The 15,662-nt window shown below is 72.4% G+C and carries 17 protein-coding genes; 10 read left to right on the forward strand and 7 right to left on the reverse strand.

All coding sequences use genetic code 11. The annotated features are described in order from the left end of the window. Positions 1–279 precede the first annotated feature (279 nt). Positions 280–744, reverse strand: a complete 465-nt coding sequence (locus tag ACZ592_RS00230) for a hypothetical protein (RefSeq protein ID WP_471579207.1) — start codon at positions 742–744, stop codon at positions 280–282. A gap of 153 nt (positions 745–897) precedes the next feature. Continuing rightward, on the reverse strand, positions 898–1,491 hold the full coding sequence (locus tag ACZ592_RS00235) for a TetR/AcrR family transcriptional regulator (RefSeq protein ID WP_471579208.1): 594 nt from the start codon (positions 1,489–1,491) through the stop codon (positions 898–900). A 123-nt stretch (positions 1,492–1,614) separates the two neighbouring features. Here ACZ592_RS00235 and ACZ592_RS00240 point away from each other — a divergent pair, with 123 nt between their 5' ends. Both ACZ592_RS00240 and ACZ592_RS00245 read left to right on the forward strand, forming a co-directional pair. Beyond that, positions 1,615–2,826, forward strand: coding sequence for an FAD-dependent monooxygenase (locus tag ACZ592_RS00240; protein ID WP_471579209.1), 1,212 nt, complete (start codon positions 1,615–1,617; stop codon positions 2,824–2,826). A 210-nt stretch (positions 2,827–3,036) separates the two neighbouring features. Next, a complete protein-coding gene (locus tag ACZ592_RS00245; RefSeq protein WP_471579210.1) occupies positions 3,037–3,942 on the forward strand; it encodes a Gfo/Idh/MocA family protein in 906 nt (301 codons plus the stop codon). Here the strand turns inward: ACZ592_RS00245 and lnt are convergent. From lnt to ACZ592_RS00265, 4 genes are all read right to left on the reverse strand, one after another. Further along, positions 3,866–5,608, reverse strand: coding sequence for an apolipoprotein N-acyltransferase (gene lnt / locus ACZ592_RS00250; RefSeq protein WP_471579211.1), 1,743 nt, complete (start codon positions 5,606–5,608; stop codon positions 3,866–3,868). The two genes, ACZ592_RS00245 and lnt, sit on opposite strands and share 77 nt — an antisense overlap. A gap of 353 nt (positions 5,609–5,961) precedes the next feature. Next, complete coding sequence (locus ACZ592_RS00255; protein ID WP_471579212.1) at positions 5,962–6,453, reverse strand: nuclear transport factor 2 family protein; 492 nt, start codon at positions 6,451–6,453, stop codon at positions 5,962–5,964. Between the two features lie 4 nt (positions 6,454–6,457). Beyond that, positions 6,458–6,901, reverse strand: a complete 444-nt coding sequence (locus tag ACZ592_RS00260; protein ID WP_471579978.1) for an NUDIX hydrolase — start codon at positions 6,899–6,901, stop codon at positions 6,458–6,460. A gap of 112 nt (positions 6,902–7,013) precedes the next feature. After that, positions 7,014–7,193, reverse strand: a complete 180-nt coding sequence (locus ACZ592_RS00265; protein ID WP_471579213.1) for a hypothetical protein — start codon at positions 7,191–7,193, stop codon at positions 7,014–7,016. Positions 7,194–7,350: 157 nt separating this feature from the next. On the opposite strand from ACZ592_RS00265, the gene ACZ592_RS00270 reads away from it, so the two are divergent. The 4 genes from ACZ592_RS00270 (at position 7,351) to ACZ592_RS00285 (ending at position 10,219) form a co-directional block, all read left to right on the forward strand. After that, a complete protein-coding gene (locus ACZ592_RS00270; protein ID WP_466231358.1) occupies positions 7,351–7,428 on the forward strand; it encodes a 50S ribosomal protein bL37 in 78 nt (25 codons plus the stop codon). 179 nt (positions 7,429–7,607) lie between these two features. Next, the gene (locus ACZ592_RS00275; protein ID WP_471579214.1) at positions 7,608–8,345 is read left to right on the forward strand and encodes a helix-turn-helix transcriptional regulator; all 738 of its coding nucleotides are present in this window, start codon (positions 7,608–7,610) and stop codon (positions 8,343–8,345) included. Between the two features lie 31 nt (positions 8,346–8,376). Then, positions 8,377–8,871, forward strand: coding sequence for a DUF3291 domain-containing protein (locus tag ACZ592_RS00280; protein ID WP_471579215.1), 495 nt, complete (start codon positions 8,377–8,379; stop codon positions 8,869–8,871). Positions 8,872–9,457: 586 nt separating this feature from the next. Then, positions 9,458–10,219: a GAF and ANTAR domain-containing protein gene (locus ACZ592_RS00285; protein ID WP_471579216.1), complete on the forward strand. Its 762-nt coding sequence runs from the start codon at positions 9,458–9,460 to the stop codon at positions 10,217–10,219. Positions 10,220–10,256: 37 nt separating this feature from the next. Here the strand turns inward: ACZ592_RS00285 and ACZ592_RS00290 are convergent, their stop codons facing one another. After that, positions 10,257–11,555, reverse strand: coding sequence for a serine hydrolase domain-containing protein (locus ACZ592_RS00290; RefSeq protein WP_471579217.1), 1,299 nt, complete (start codon positions 11,553–11,555; stop codon positions 10,257–10,259). Between the two features lie 208 nt (positions 11,556–11,763). Between ACZ592_RS00290 and ACZ592_RS00295 the strand changes: the two genes are divergently transcribed. The 4 genes from ACZ592_RS00295 (at position 11,764) to ACZ592_RS00310 (ending at position 15,642) form a co-directional block, all read left to right on the forward strand. After that, complete coding sequence (locus ACZ592_RS00295; RefSeq protein WP_471579218.1) at positions 11,764–12,912, forward strand: GbsR/MarR family transcriptional regulator; 1,149 nt, start codon at positions 11,764–11,766, stop codon at positions 12,910–12,912. 175 nt (positions 12,913–13,087) lie between these two features. After that, the gene (locus ACZ592_RS00300) at positions 13,088–13,459 is read left to right on the forward strand and encodes an iron chaperone (protein ID WP_471579219.1); all 372 of its coding nucleotides are present in this window, start codon (positions 13,088–13,090) and stop codon (positions 13,457–13,459) included. Between the two features lie 66 nt (positions 13,460–13,525). Then, positions 13,526–14,074 (forward strand): hypothetical protein, encoded by a 549-nt coding sequence (locus ACZ592_RS00305; protein WP_471579220.1) that lies wholly within the window; start codon positions 13,526–13,528, stop codon positions 14,072–14,074. A 296-nt stretch (positions 14,075–14,370) separates the two neighbouring features. Further along, positions 14,371–15,642: a pentapeptide repeat-containing protein gene (locus ACZ592_RS00310; protein ID WP_471579221.1), complete on the forward strand. Its 1,272-nt coding sequence runs from the start codon at positions 14,371–14,373 to the stop codon at positions 15,640–15,642. Positions 15,643–15,662 lie beyond the last annotated feature (20 nt).

Here is a 15,662-nt window from a genome sequence, read left to right on the forward strand (position 1 = left end):
CCGGCTGGGGCTGGGCTTGGGTTCGGTGCCGGTGCCGGTGCCGGTGCCGGTGCCGGTGCCCGTGCCTTGCCGCTCGTGGCTGTGCCTGCGCCTGTGCCGCTGCCCGTGCCCGTGTCTGCGCCGGGGCCCTGTGCCCGTGCCGGTATCCGCTCTCGTGCGTGGGGTCGGCGCTGGGCCGGGTTCCGCACGCAGTGCCCAGTGGCCTACGGGGCAGCTTCTCGCGCCTCGCGCGGCCGGGGGTGGCGGTTCCGGCGGTTCGCGGTCGCCCTCCGTGTCACGTCAACGCCCGTACGCACCACGGCAGATGACGGCTTGCGGGCTCTCCGGGTCCCAGTTGCCGTACGCCTCGCCGAGTGCGCAGACGTCGGCGCCGGGTGCGGCGGGGGCCTCGCGCGGGGCGGTGGGGCGGGTGGCTCCGGGGTCGGGCCGTGTCGGGGCGGGCCGCTGCGCGGGGACTGCCGGTGGGGGCGTCGGGTGGGCGGAGCGGGGCGGTGGGGGTGCGGGGGCGGCCTCGGCGGCGGTCCGCGACGGTGCGGGGCGCCGGGGCGGGCCCATGCGCTGCAGCGCCTCCCTGGCCGGGGCCTGCACGATCTGCGGCCGGTTCCTCGCGTCGGCCCGGGGCGGGGGCGGTTGCGTGGTGGCCGCGGCGGGCCCGGCGGGCCGCTCGACGCTCACGCAGCCGGAGACGGCGGCCGAGACGGCCACGGAGACGAGGAGCGCGGCGGTGGTCGTCGATCGATGCACGCGCGCAACTCTGATGCGTCCGCGGTCCGTTGGCGCCGGAACCCGGTGAGGATGCCCCGCACAGGTGACGGTGGGGCAAGGGCAGGAGTCGGGGGCAGGGGTAGGGGTAGGAGTCGAGGCTGGCGCGGCGCGGGGCCGGCGCGGCGCGGGGCCTCACTCGTCCAGCATGCCGCGCAACAGCTCGCCCACGCTCGTCCGCAGTTCTTCCAGCGTCGGCGCCGTGGCGTGGTACGAGCCCGCCACGCACGAGAACATCAGACCGTCGCACCAGGCCACCAGGGAGAGCGTGTGGCGTTCGGGGGCGGCGGAGCCCGCGGCGCGGAGCAACGCTTCCAAGGGCTTCCTGAACTGGGTACCCGCCTCGTCGTAGTAGGTCCGGAGTTCCGGTCTGCGGGTCGCTTCGAGGGCCAACTCGTACCGGGACACGAGGAGGTGGCGGTGGTCGCCGGTGAGGTAGCGGTGCAGAGCGAGGGCCAGGCCGGCGGTGAGCTGTTCGAGGCCGCCGGCGGGATCCGGCAGCTCCGTGGGGTCCAGGACCTCCGCCTCGCGTTCCGCCTGCCGCCGCACCGCCGCCTCCAGGAGGGCGAGCCGGGTGCGCGCGTGGTTGGACGTGGAGCCCTGGGGCAGCCCCGCCGCCTCGTCGACGGCCCGGTGGGTGAGACCGCGCATGCCGCGTTCCGCGAGCAGGGCGAGGGCGGCGTCGGCGATGCGTTCGGTGCGGGGGGCTCCCGCGCTGCGTACGGACATGACGGGAACCCTATCTCTCTCACTACGCCTGTAGTACGGTCGTTCCCTCGCCTACTACACCTGTAGTGAGCGGGTGGGTGACACGCATGCGGCGCTCGTGCAGGGTGCCGCGGAGGAGGAGCCATGGAGCAGCAGCCACACGCGGTGGTCATCGGGGGCGGTATCGGCGGACTCGCCACGGCCATCGGCCTGCACGAGTCCGGCTGGAGCGTCACCGTGTACGAGCGCGCCGACTCCCTGGAGCCGGTGGGCTCCGGCATCGGCCTCGCGCCGAACGGCCAGCGCGCCCTTGACGCCCTCGGCCTCGGCGAGCGGGTCCGGTCCCTCGCCGCCTGGCAGGGCACAGGCGGCATGCGCGCCCAGAGCGGCCGCTGGCTGGTGCGCACGAGTGCGGCGGAGGCGGCGGTCACGTACGACGGATCCCTGGTGATGCTGCACCGCGCGACCCTGGTCGACCTGCTGGTCTCCGCGCTGCCCGAGGGCGTGCTGCGTACCGGCACCCGGGCGCGCCTCACGGACCCCGGAGCCGCGGACCGCCCCGCCGTCGTCACCACGGACGCGGGGGACGTCGAGGCGGCCCTCGTCGTCGGCGCGGACGGCATCGACTCCGCCGTGCGCACGGCCCTCTTCCCGGACCACCCCCGGCCCGTGTACGCCGGATTCACGGCGTGGCGGTTCGTCGTCCCGGCACCCGACGAGGCCTTCGCGCCGCACGAGACCTGGGGGCGCGGCGGCGTTTGGGGCACACAGCCGCTCAAGGACGGCAGGGTGTACGCGTACGCGACCGCCCGCCTCCCCGAAGGCGGCAGGGCGCCCGACGACGAGAAGGCGGAGCTGGAGCGGCGCTTCCGCGACTGGCACGACCCGATCCCGCGGCTGATCGCCGCCGTCAGGGCCGAGGACGTCCTGCGCAACGACGTCCGCCACCTGTCCACACCCCTCACTCGCCACCACCACGGCCGCGTCGCGCTCGTCGGTGACGCCGCGCACGCCATGACGCCCAGCCTCGGCCAGGGCGCCAACCAGGCCATCGAGGACGCCGTCGTCCTCGCCCATCACGCGGCCCCGGACGGCGACCTCGCGGCGGGCCTCGCCGCCTACAGCGCGGCGCGTGTCCCGCGTACGTCCGGGATCGTCCGGCGGGCGGCCCGTGCGGCGCGCGTCACCCACCTGACGGGCGCCCCGCTCATCGCCGTGCGCAACGCCTTCGTCGCGACGGCGGCCAGGCTCGCCCCGGACGCCGTCCTGCGCGGCTTCACCAGCCTCACCGACTGGTACCCGCCGCAGGTGCCGAGGGCCACGGGCCCGGGGACCGGCGCCGTCATCACCCCGTAGGCCGCCCGGAGTCCCGCCCCGGTTCCGCGTCCCGGCACCCCCCAGTGGGAAAATGGCAGCACTTCACCGGAGCCCGGAACCTTGAAGCGCGTCGCCCGAGCGGCGTGCGGGAGCCGACGTGGGGTCCAGGGCACGATCGAGAACAACCAGAGGCTGACTGTGGACGCACACCGCGAGACCAGCGCAACACCTGCCGGGGGAGACCGACGGATGAAGATCGGCTGCATCGGGCTCGGCGACATCGCGCAGAAGGCGTACCTGCCCGTCCTGACCACTCTGCCGGGCGTCGACCTGCACCTGCAGACCCGTACCCCCGCGACCCTGGCCCGTGTCGCCGGCGTCCACCACATCCCGGACGCGCACTGCCACACCGACCTGGACGCGCTGCTCGACCAGGGTCTTGACGCCGCCTTCGTGCACGCGCCGACCGCCGTGCACCCGGACATCGTCGCCCGCCTTCTCGAAGCGGGCGTGCCGACCTACGTCGACAAGCCGATCGCGTACGAACTCGCCGACTCCGAGCGTCTGGTGAGCCTCGCGGAGGACCGCGGCGTCAGCCTCGCCGTCGGCTTCAACCGCCGCCACGCGCCCGGCTACGCGCAGTGCGCCGACCACCCGCGCGAGCTGATCCTCATGCAGAAGAACCGCGTCGGCCTGCCCGAGGACCCGCGCACCCTGGTCCTCGACGACTTCATCCACGTCGTGGACACGCTGCGGTTCCTGGTGCCGGGGACGATCGACCATGTCGGAGTGCGAGCCCGGGTCGAGGACGGCCTGCTGCACCACGTCGTGCTGCAGCTGGCCGGCGACGGCTTCACGGCGCTCGGCGTGATGAACCGGCTGAGCGGCTCGACCGAGGAGATCCTGGAGGTCTCGGGGCAGGACACCAAGCGGCAGGTCCTCAACCTCGCCGAGGTCGTCGACCACAAGGGCCAGCCCACCGTGCGGCGGCGCGGCGACTGGGTGCCGGTGGCCCGTCAGCGCGGCATCGAGCAGGTCGTCCTCTCCTTCCTGGACGCCGTGCGCGCGGGCGAGGTGCTCAGCGCCCGGGACGCGCTGGCGACCCATGAACTGTGCGAGCGCGTGGTCCGAGCCGTTCAGGAGCAGGCCGCCTGAGGGCCCGTGCGCCCTCGCCCACGCAGAGCGCGGTCAGCACGAGGAGCGCGGCGTGCACGGGCCAGTCGCCCCAGCGGACGTACGCCGTGACGCCGGTGCCCAGCGGCACGTCGTACACCGCCGCGGCGTTCGCCGAGGTGCCGAGCGGGGCGCCCACGCGCGAGCCGTCGGGGGCGTACACCGCGGAGACGCCGGTGAGGGTGGCGTGCACCATCGGGCGGCCCGTCTCGGCGGCCCGCACCGCCGCGAGCGAGGCGTGCTGCGGGGGCGCCCAGCTGGACTGGAACGACGAGGTGGCGGACTGGGCGAGGAGCAGTTGGGCGCCGTCCCGCGTGAGCTGCCGGCTCATGTCGGGGAACGCCGACTCGAAGCAGACCAGCGGCCCGACCCGCAGGTCGCGTCCCACGTCCATCACGACCTGCCGGTCACCGCGCCTGCGGTCCTCGCCCGCCGCCTTGCCGACGGACGTCGCCCAGCCGAGCAGGGAACGCGCCGGTATGTACTCGCCGAAGGGCACGAGCCGCATCTTGTCGTAGCGGTCGCCGGTCGGTCCTTCCGGGCCGACCAGGACCGAACTCTTGAAGATGCCGGGCCGGTCGGAGCGGCGCGCGTCGACGTTCACCAGGATGTCCGCGCCGACCTCGCGGGAGAGCGCGGCGATCCGCCGCGCGACGTCCGGCCGGTCGGCCAGGTCGAAACCCACGCTGCTCTCGCCCCACACCACGAGGTCCAGGTCCCGTCCCGCCAGGGTGCGGGTCAGCGCCTCCTCACGGGCCAGCCGCCGCTCCGCGCTCCGGGCGCCGTCGACGACGCCGGGCTGGACGACGGCGACACGGGTGTGCCCGGCAGGATCGGGGCGGGGAGCCCATGCCCACGCGGCGGCGGTGGCCGCGGCGACCGCGAGGACACCCGCGACGGCGGGGACGGCCACCGCGCCGGGGCTGGTGTACGCGGTCGGCAGAGGGCTCCGGGGCGTGGCAGGACCCGTGGTGCGCAGCAGCGCCGCGGGAGAGGAGGGCACCCGGATGCCCGTGACCCAGGGCGACGTACGCGACGTCGGGATCCGCACGGTCACGGCCACGGCCAGCAGCGCGACGGACGTGTTCACCACCACGACGAACGCGCTGATCAGCCACACCCCGCCCACCGAGGCCAGCCGCAGCGCGGGCGCCACCTGCCACTGACTGGAGCCGAGCAGACCCCACGGGCCGCCCAACCCCTCCCAGGACCTGACCAGTTCGACCATGAGCCAGCCCGAAGGCAGCACCACGAGCGCGGCCGCGGCCCGCCCGGTCGCGGGCGCACCGCCGAGGAACCGCCGCACCAGCCAGCCCCAGGGCGCCCACAGCAGACCGAGCAGCGCGGCGATCACGACCGTGAACACATGCAGGCTCGGCAGCAGCCAGTGGTGCACGGCCACCATGAAGCCGAGCCCGCCGAGCCAGCCGTCGAGCGCCGCGCGCCGAGGGGTCGGGGCGGACCTGGCCAGCAGCATCCAGGGCACCAGCGCGACGTACGCGAACCACCACAGCGACGGCGCGGGGAACGCCAGGGCGGGCAGCGCCCCCGCCGTGACGGCGAGGCCGCCGCGCCACCAGCGGGAGGCGAGCAGCCGCGTGGCGCGCCGCCCGTGCCGCTCCCACCGGTCGTCGCCGAACAGATCCATGCAGCGCCTCCCTCGGTCCCCGACGCCCCGGCCGTGCCTCCAGTGTGCGCGTCTCGGACGATCTAGGACAGTGGGCGTGCGTCCGAGTGTGTTCGGGGGCGGAGCGGCGTGGTCCGGTGGGGCGCTGGGGGAGCAGCGGCTCCCGGGTGGGAGTCGCGTGTCGTCCGAGGCCGCCTCCTGGGGCCTGTCCTCACACTCCAGTCCGGCCCGCGACGCCTGGCACCCACTCCCGCCGCGCCGGGCGCATGCCCAAGTACGGTCCGGTACGAGGACATCCGCCCGCCACGCCGAGAGCACGCACCAGACGTTGCGGGCCCGCCATCCGGGCGACGACAGGGGTGTGAGGACAGGCCCTAGCGGTGTCCCTCACCTGACAGTTGGCGCCACTTCTCCGAGACGGTCACTCGGCGCAACCGCCAGCCACTGGTCGTACGCAGGAGTGCGAAGGAGTAGCGGCCGCCGCAGACGAAGTCCGGCGCGGTCGAGGCGCCCGGGTCCGCTGCCGACCCCGGCGGTTCGGCGAACCGCATCGGGTTCACGAAATCGGCCTGAACGTGGGCGGTGTCACCCGTGTCCTGGTCCAGGATCTCGAAGTCCACCTTGCGGTTGGCGATCAGGTGCTGGCGCATGGGGAACATCCGCATCGTCTCCGCCAGCCACCCCGCTATCTCGTCGGCCGCTCCCTCTATGCCGCCCGCGGAGCGGTAGTCGGCACGCCCTCCGGGAGCGAACAACTGTCGATAGGCGTCCCAGTCCCCATCGTCGACGGTCACCGCGTACTCGGTGATGAGGGCATCGATGGCCAACCGGTCGATCACGGCGGCTAGTTCCACGCGCTGCGTCATCGGCTCAGTGTTGGGCACGCGAGGTGCCGCGCCAAGGGGCGTGCAGGGCCGAAGAGTTGGCGTGCGGGATGTGGCCGCGTCCGGACCGGGGACGGGGCGTCCCCAGGGGTGCGAGGGGCTGATGGAGCCGGTGGGGCGGTGGGGTGGATAGGACGGTGGGGCGGGTAGGGCGGTGGGGCCCGATGTTCCCGTGGGGTCCAAGGGTGTGCTGATCGATGGCGGGGGAGTGCTGGTCCGGGAACCGACGCACGCGCCGCAGCCGCCGGTCGGTCTCCTCCTCGGTCTCGTGGGCGAGCGCGTAGGGCGGGGCTTCGCCGGGCTCGACATGGCCGCCGACGGCGTCCCAGCGGTCGGGAAGGAGTCGGCGGTCGGGGCTGCGTCGCTGGGCGAAGGCATGGCCCCGCTCATTGAGGATGACGACTTGAGGATGACGGCGCCGACGGTCCAGGTGCCGCCGGCCGAGGGTGAGGGCACACGCACGCCCGGATCGACGCTGAACTGCTGCACTGTGCGGCCTTCACGGTCGGGACGGCTGTCGCGGACCGGGCCGCCTGCGCGAGCTACGCGGCCTTCACGATCTCCTCGCGGACCGCGGCGGCCCACTCCGTCACCAACTGCTCGTACTCCCTGCGCTGTTCGGCGGAGAGCCGCCCGCCGGCGCGCAGCCACAGGCCGCGGATCCGCTCGTTGATTTCTACGGAAGACCGCGCGGAACCATGGGGTGGTGGGGTTAAGGGCATGACGCAAGCCTAGGGGATGGCTACGACAATCGGAACTGTCAGCTACCGCACACCTCCGCCATGTGATCGTCGCCGAGTCCGGTCGCCCTCCGCGGACTCGTATGGAACGGTGGAAAACGGTAAGAACTACCGATTCCCTCATGGAAGGGGTGGCGCCATGTCCTCGAAGCGACGCCGCAAGAAGAAGGCCCGCCGCAAGCATGCGGCCAACCACGGAAGCCGTCCCCAGTCCTGAGCCCTGAGCCCTGCGCTCTGGGCTCTGCGTCCTGAGGTGCGAAGGGCTGAGGTGAGCGGTGCGATCCGCTGCCCTTGGGGGTGGCGGATCGCCGGCGGCCGCGCGGCCGTGATGTGTCTTGAGCTGTGCTTCCCGATGCGTTTTCTAACTCCAACCTGCGTTGTTCCTAGAATGGCCGGGTGGAGGACATCGACGCGATCGCGGCGCTGCAGGATCCGGTGCGCCGCCGTTTGTACGAGTACGTGGCGGCCCAGGGCCGCGAGGTCGGGCGCAACGAGGCCGCCGAGGCGGCCGGGGTGGCGCGTACGCTCGCGGCGCACCACTTGGACAAGCTGACCGAGGCCGGCCTGCTGGAGAGCGGCAGCCGTCGCCTGACGGGCCGCTCGGGGCCGGGGGCGGGCCGCCCCGCCAAGGTCTATACGCGCTCCCGGGCCGAGCGGGCGGTGTCGCTGCCCGCCCGCGACTACCGCACCGCCGCCGAACTGCTGGCCGAGGCCGCCGAGCAGGCCGGACTCGACGCGGAGCTCCGCGCGGCTGCCCGCCGCCGGGGCGAGGGTCTGCGCGGCTCGGCGGCCCCCTGCGGCGACCTCGATGAGGTCATGGAGCTCCTGGCGTCCCGCGGCTACGAGCCGCACGTGGAGGCGGATGAAGTCCTGACGGGGGGCGAAGTCCTGACGGGGGGCGAAGCCCTGGAGGCGGGCAAAGCCCTGGAGGGGGAAGTGGCCGGGCGCGTCGTCCGCATGCGCAACTGCCCCTTCCATGCCGTCGCCGAGCGCTTCCCGCCCCTCGTCTGCGGCATGAATCTCGCCTTGCTGGAAGGGCTGCTCGGCACGGACGGGCCGGTCCGTGCCCGCATGGACGCCCGTCCGGGGATGTGCTGCGCGGTGGTCGAGGCCTCTAAAAACAATTCCCATTGACATAGAAAACCGGGCCGTGCTGGGATGAGGCATGACCGCACTCAGGCATGCCGCCGACGGCGCCCACCTCGCCCAGCTCAATGTCGCGACGCTCCGCCATCCCCTCGACGACCCGCGCATCGCGCCGTTCGTCGAGCTGCTCGACCCGGTCAACGCCGCCGCCGACGGAGCGCCCGGCTTCGTGTGGCGGCTCGCGGAGGAGGGGGAGGCCGATGCCACCGGCCTGCGCCCGGCGGGCGAGAACGTCATCGTCAACCTGACGGTGTGGGAGAACCAGGAAGCCCTGTGGGACTTCGCCTATCGCAGCGGGCACTTGGAAGCGATGCGGCGGCGGCGCGAGTGGTTCGAGCGGCACGTCGAGGCGCACCTCGTGCTCTGGTGGGTCCCCGTCGGCCACCTTCCGACCGTCGGCGAGGCGCTGGAGCGGCTGGCGGACCTGCGGGCACACGGGCCGTCCCCGCGCGCGTTCACCTTCACCTCCGCCTACACCGCGGCGGAGGCCGCCGAGGCGGCGCCTGCGGTGTAGATGGAACAGGGGGCAGGGAGTGGGCCTCCTGTAGCGGGTAGCGGGTAGCGGGCAGCGCGTAGCGGGGCGTTCGCGTGTTGTGCTCCGGTGTGCGGCCGGGTTCGGGAGAGGGCATGTGCACGGGTGCGCGTACTCGCGCCGACGCGGCCAGCGGTGCCGTGGGCCGGCAGTCGCGGAGCAATCGCCGGATACGCGACTCGGATGCGAGGCGCCATCCCCGCTTCGGGGGGCGGTGAGGCGAGGGTGAGGGTGCGGGCGGGGGCGGGAGGACGGTGTCTCGGGCGACTGCGGGTCGTGTCGCGGGGCGAGGTCCGGTCCCGTGACCGGGGGTCTGCGCCAGGGTTCCGTGCGCGGGTCTGCGCCGGGGTTCCGCGCTCCGGTTCCGCGCGGGGTCCCATGTTCCGGTCGTGACGGGCTCGTCGTCCGCATCCCGAGGGGGTAGCTTGTCGATAGGTCAGTCCTCGGCGGGTGGTATTACACCCAGCCCCCGTAGCGTGCCTTCCGGCCCCGGTTGCTGATCCTCCACCCACGGCCGGAGGTCCCCATGCCCAACTTGCCCTTTCCTCCCAGGCAGGAACCGTCCTCGGTGAACGGGACGCCGCTGCTGCCGCGCGAGGCCCGGATCACCGCCGCTCTCATCGACCTGGCCGACACCCTGGTCGATGACTTCGACCCCGCGGAGTTCCTCTACCGCGTCGCCGAGCACTGCATGGACCTGCTCGACATCGGCGACGCCGGTGTCATGCTCGCTCTGCCCGACGGTCCGCTGCAACTGGTCGCCGCCTCCTCCGAACGCGTCCGCCTGGTCGAACTCTTCGAACTCGACGCCAACGAAGGACCCTGCTGCACGGCCTACCACCAGGCCGTCCCCGTCGACCACTCCATCAGCGCCGCGCCCTCACCGCGATGGCCGCGCTTCAGCACCCGTGCGCACCGGGCCGGTTACACCTCCGTGCACGCTTCTCCGATACGGCTGCGCGGAGCGACCATCGGCGTGCTCAATCTCTTCCGCCGCGTTCCCGGCCCGCTCCTGGAGGCCGACCGACACCTGGCCCGCGCCCTGGCCGACGCCACCGCCATCTCCCTGCTCCAGCAGACCACCCTCGACGAGCACCGCACCGTGCGGGCCCAGCTCCAGGCGGCTCTGAGTACCCGTACCGTCATCGAACAGGCCAAGGGATTCCTGACGGCACGTCACGAGAGCGACCCCGACACGTCCTTCCGCCAACTGCGCGCGCACGCCCGGCGCAATCGCCTGCGCCTGGTCGATCTGGCCCGCGACATCGTCGCCGGTGTCGCCACCATCCCGCCGCCCACCGAAACCGACAGAGCGTCCAGCCGGACCTGAATCCCTCGTCTCAAGGCCCTTGCTCAAGGCCCTTGCTTCAGGGCCCTTGTCTCAGGGCCCTTGTCTCAGGGTCCTCGTCCGGGGACCCCTTGCCTCGATCCGCCGCGCCCAAGTGCTTTCTGTGGTGGCCCTGTTCGGCGACGCGGCTGAACTCGGCCTCCAGGAGGTCGGTGAAGATGCCGATGGGGTCGTCCCAACGCCCCGCCGCCCAGTCGGCGTTGATGTTCACCGCGAGCAGGCGTGTGCCGTCGCGCACGCCGTAGACGTACGACCAAGAACCGAAGAGCGCACCGCCCATGCCCCAGAGCGTCGTGCCGGAGGGGAGGGTCAGGCGGGAGACGCCGAGACCGTAGGCGGCGCCCGGAAGCCAGCTCTCGGTAGGGGTCATGGTGAACATCTCGCGCTGTTGTTCCGGCGGGAGGAGCCGCCCTGCGAGCAGCGCCGCGAAGAACCGGTCGAGGTCGGTGACGGTGGAGATCATGCCGCCGGCCGCCCAGTACGGACTCGTCTCCAGTTCCGTGACGTCGTGGACCGTGGCGTCGGGATCGGTGGAGAACAGCTTGGTGTAGTGGGTGGCATGCGGGCCGGGGAGCGACGGGTCGGCGCCGAGCGGCAGAGAGGTTCCCTCCAGGCCGAGCGGCCGGACGATCCGGTCGGTGATCTCGGCGGCGAGCGGGCGGCCGGTCACGTGCTCGACGATCATCCCGGCCAGCACGTAGTTGGTGTTGGAGTACGCCCAGCCCGTCCCCGCGGGGAAGTCGGCGGGATGGGAGACGGCGATCGCCACGAGTTCCGCCGGCGTGTAGCTCTCCTGTGTGCTCAGGGCCGGCTGGTCACGGGTGTGGCTGAAGACTCCGCTGGTGTGGTTGAGGAGCTGCCGGAGAGTGATCGTGCCGCCGTCGTGCCTGTGCCTGTGCCTGTGCCTGTGCTTGTGGCCGCGCCCGGCCCCGCTCCTGGTGAGTACGCCTGGCAGCCATCGCTCCACCGTGTCGTCCAAGGTCAGTCGGCCCTCCGCCGCCAGGTGCAGGACCACGGTGGCGGTGAAGGTCTTGGTGATGCTGCCGATCCGAAACCGGTCCTCGTGCCCGCGCGTCGCACGGGTCCGTGTGTCGGCGACGCCGGCCGTGCCGAACCAGTGGCCGCCGCCGTTCCCGCCGCTGTCTCCGCCGCTGTCGCGGATCCGAGCGAGGATTCCTGGTACGTGCCCTTCCTCCACGGCCTGGTCGAGTACGCGCTGGGCTGCGTCGTGGTTCACGTGGTTCACGTGGTTCACGTGGGCGCCGTGGGCCCCGCGGGTGGTGTCGTGCGCGTCGGGCGCGGCAGCGTCTGTCTCCATTGCCCCCGCAGCTGCCATTTCTGTGCGCCCCCTCGGTTTCGTCGTACGGCTCGAATGTTTCGCCGTACCTGAAAGCTACGGTGCGCGAGCTTCCGGGGGAGTGGCACAGGCGCCGCGATCAGTGGGAATCGGGGCGTTTCCCGGACCTTGTAGCGTTACCGATGACGGCTAACGCAACGGACAGGGGCGTGGGGCAGGGGGAGCGGGTATGGGTGGCAGGAGACTCACCTCGGAGGAGCGCAGGGGCGTCGAGGCGGGACTGGCCGACGGCCTGCCGTATGCCGCCATCGCGCGACGACTGGGTCGACCGACGTCCACCGTCAGCAGAGAGGTTGCCCGCAACGGCGGGCCCGGCGGTTACCGCGCGGAGCACGCCGACCGGGCCGACGCCTGGCGGCGACGGGATCGGCGGACCAGGGCAGGGACGGCGCCGGCGGTCGGCGACGCGGAGGCATCGAACGGGGGCGACCCCGACGCCGAGGGGGTGAGCGGGCGGAACCTCGACGCCCAGCTCTCGCAGGGGCGTGGCCCCGACGCCGTCCGCGCCTACGTGGACAGGTTCGCGGCGATGATGGTCGGGGCCGGACTGCCCCGTACGGCCGCGAGGGTGCTGGCGTGTCTGGTGACCGCCCCGTGCGGTGCGCGGACCGCCGCGGAACTCGCCCGACGCCTGCGGGTCAGCCCCGCCTCGGTGTCCAAGGCCGTGGGCTACCTCGAACGCCTCGACGTCCTCACCCGCGAGCACGAGCCCGGCCGTCGTCGCGAGACCTACGTCATCGACGACGACGTCTGGCTCCGTGCCTGGCTGACCAGCGCCCGGAAGAACGCGGAGTGGGCCGAGACCGCGCAGGCGGGCGCCGATCTGTTCGGCACGGGGACTTCGGCGGGGTCGCGGCTCGACGCGATGCGGAGGTTCTTCGCGGGGGTCCACCGGGACATGAGTGGTCGGGCGGACCCACTGGGCCCGTCGGACCCGCTGGGCTCCTCGGACGCAGTGGGCCTGTCGGACCCGCTGGACCCGCTGGACCCGTCGGACCCGTCGGACCCGTCGGTCTCGTCCGTTCCGCCGGACAGCTCTGCCCCGTCTGCCTCCTTGGCTCCCTTGCACCCCTCGGCCCCCTTGCTCCCCTCGGCCTCATCAGGCCCGCCGATCACCACGCCCCTCGACGACCCGATGACCGTGCTCGCCGCGCTCCTGCACGCGGCCAGGCCCCTCGCCACGAGCGAACTCGCCGCTGCCCTGGGCTGGTCACAGGTGCGCGTCACCACCGCCACGCGGGCCGCGCACGGCAGGCTCACGCCGACCCAGCGCGCGGCTCTCGCCGGGAACCCCCGTACGGAAGAGCGGTGCAGGTAGACCATGCACACGTAGAAGTGGACCGCACGTCCCGCCCTCCCCCCTCCCAACTCCTCGGGCGGGGGAACCCGTCGGCCAAGAGCGGCACACCCTCCACAAGTGGGAGCCGCGCGTTCCCCCCCCCCCCCCCCGGGTTGGGCCCCGGGTTGGGCGGCCCGCGTGCCAGACTGACGTCATGGGCAAGCCGCAGACCGTCGATGAGTACGTCGAAGGGCTTACCGGGCAGAGCCGCGAGCTGTTCGAGCAGGCGCGGGCACTGGCCAACGAGGTGGTCCCCGAGGCGAGCGAGGCGATCAAGTGGGGGAACCCCGCGTGGGTGCATCCCTCCGGGACGATCCTGTTCGTGGTCAGCACCCACGCGAAGCACGCGAACGCGGTGTTCACGCCCAGTACGCGCGAGGCGTTCGACGCCGAACTCGCGGACTTCACCACGGGCAAGGGCTCGGTCAGGCTCCCGTACGGTGAGCCCCTGCCCGAGGGCCTGCTCCGCCGCATGATGGAGTTCCGCGTCCGTGAGCACGAGCAGGACGGCGTGCTCTGGATGTGACGGCCCGGGGCGTGGGCGCGAGGGGAAGTTCTCCCGGTGCCGCGCATTCCGCAGGACCATCAGAGGATGAGCCCAGAGGTACTCGGAGCGATCATCGGTGCCGGCACGGCGATCGTGGCTGCGGGGGCCGGCCTTGTCGGGGCGCGGGTCGGAGCGCGTTCCGTGGAGCGGGGCGCCGTCATCGCGGCGGAGGCCGTGGCGCGCCAGGTCCATTCCCAAGCGGCTGTCGATCACGGCCATTGGCAGCGTGAGCAGCGCGCGACGGCGTGTACCGCGATCCTTCGGGGCTTCGACGAGGCAGTCCTTCAGTTCCGCCTGACCATGGCCGCCGGAGGGAACGACGCGGACCTTCAGCAGGCGGCAACGAGGCTGCAGTCCGCGGTGGTTGAGGTGTCCAGGGCCCGGGTCTCGGTGTCCGTCGCCGGACCACGCTCCTTGGTCGAGCAGGCGGAGAGGCTGCTCGACATCGCGAATACCTTGATCGAGTTCCTGCAGGAGGATCTCACCGGTCGAGAGGGAGAAGTGGCGGGTCTGCCGGACCGGGTGCACCGGGCCCGGGAGAGTTTCCTCCACGCCTGCAGAGAAGAACTGGGCCGCACACCAACCGTCGAGTGACCGTCATCGCTCAGGAGCCGCCCAGGCGGTCGGGGTCCAGACGCCGGGGAGGACCCGCGCATCAACCTGTCCGCATATCGTGCTCGGATGCGCCGGGGTGACCCCCGACTGGATCATCGCCGCCACGACGCTCGTCGGCATGACTTCCCGAGCGGCTCGGCAGTAGTTCAAGGCGACGCCCTCTCCCGCACGGGAGGGGGCGTCGCGATCAGCCGAAGGCGCACCCAACCTCAACGCAGCCTCTGAACAAGCCCGTTCGAAGGATCAGGCGGCCGCCGACGGAAATGATGACAGACATGGAGGAGTCCAAGAAGAACCTCAAAGCCTGGCAGTGGGCCGCCGCCGGCGCCACCGCGCTCGTGTTCGCGGCGGCTGTCGTCTGGCTGCCCTGGATCATCGAGGACCACCGGGTCCGGGACGAGAACGGCGACCTCGTACCGGCCGCCGGCATCATCATCACCGGACTCCGTACCGCGTTCATCGCCCTCGCGGCAGGAACCATCGCCGGACTCGGCCTCTGGTACACGCACCGAAGCCACCAGCACGCGGAGAAGCTCTACCTGCACAGCCAGGACCAGTTCGAGCACGCCCGAGAGGCCGACCGGGAACGAGCCGAGTCGGCCCGCGAAGGGCAGGTCACCGAGCGATACGTCGAGGCGATCAAGTTGCTCGGCTCCGCCAACCTGACCGAACGGCTTGGAGGGATCTACGCCCTGGAGCGCATCATGCGTGACAGCGGGAAGGACCATTCGACGGTCGTAGAGGTACTCGCCGCCTTCGTCCGCACTTCCAGTCCCGTGAGCGACCACCCGGTGAAGGCGGCGGCGCACGATGAGAGCGGTGTTCCCCTCCCGGCAGGAGCGGACCAGGATGTACAGGTGGCGCTCACCGTCATCGCCCGACGCCCTGAACGAGAGGCAGAGCCGGTCATCGACCTCCACGCGACCTGCTTGTGTCACGTGTCCCTGACCGATGCCCGCCTGGCCGGCGCCAACCTGCGAGGGGCGCATCTGGCTGCGTCCGACCTGCGCGAGGCCGACCTGAGGGGCGCCGCCATGGACGGAGCTCGGCTCGACGGGGCGAACCTCGGGCGAGCCGATCTGCGGGGGGCGATGCTCTCCCACGCAAGCCTGACCGACGCGGAGTTGGCCGGCGCGGACCTCATCGGGACGAATCTCGTCTCCGCGGACTGCCGTGGAGCCGACATGACGCAAGCGGATCTGGCGTCGGCACGACTCATGAGGGCGGATCTGCGGCGAGCGAACCTGGAAGGGGCGAAACTGGATCGGGCGAACGCGTCAGGGGCTGATCTCGGCGGGGCCGCCCTCCTCCGCGCGCACCTCGGTGAAACGTCCCTGGCCGGTGCGATTTTCGCGGAAACAGACCTGATGGACGCCGACCTGACTTCGGCTCATGCCCTGACAGCGGAACAGCTTCGCGCCTCGAACATCTACCGGTCCACACACATACCCGCTGCGTTGCGAGAGGCCCCGAGTGTCCGCGCCCGAATCGCAGAGTGCGAACGGTCTGGGACGACCCCGGATGCGCCGGGTACGGCCCCGGCCTGAGCGCCAGCGTGAAGGATGAG

This window comes from Streptomyces sp. NPDC040622 (assembly GCF_055593965.1).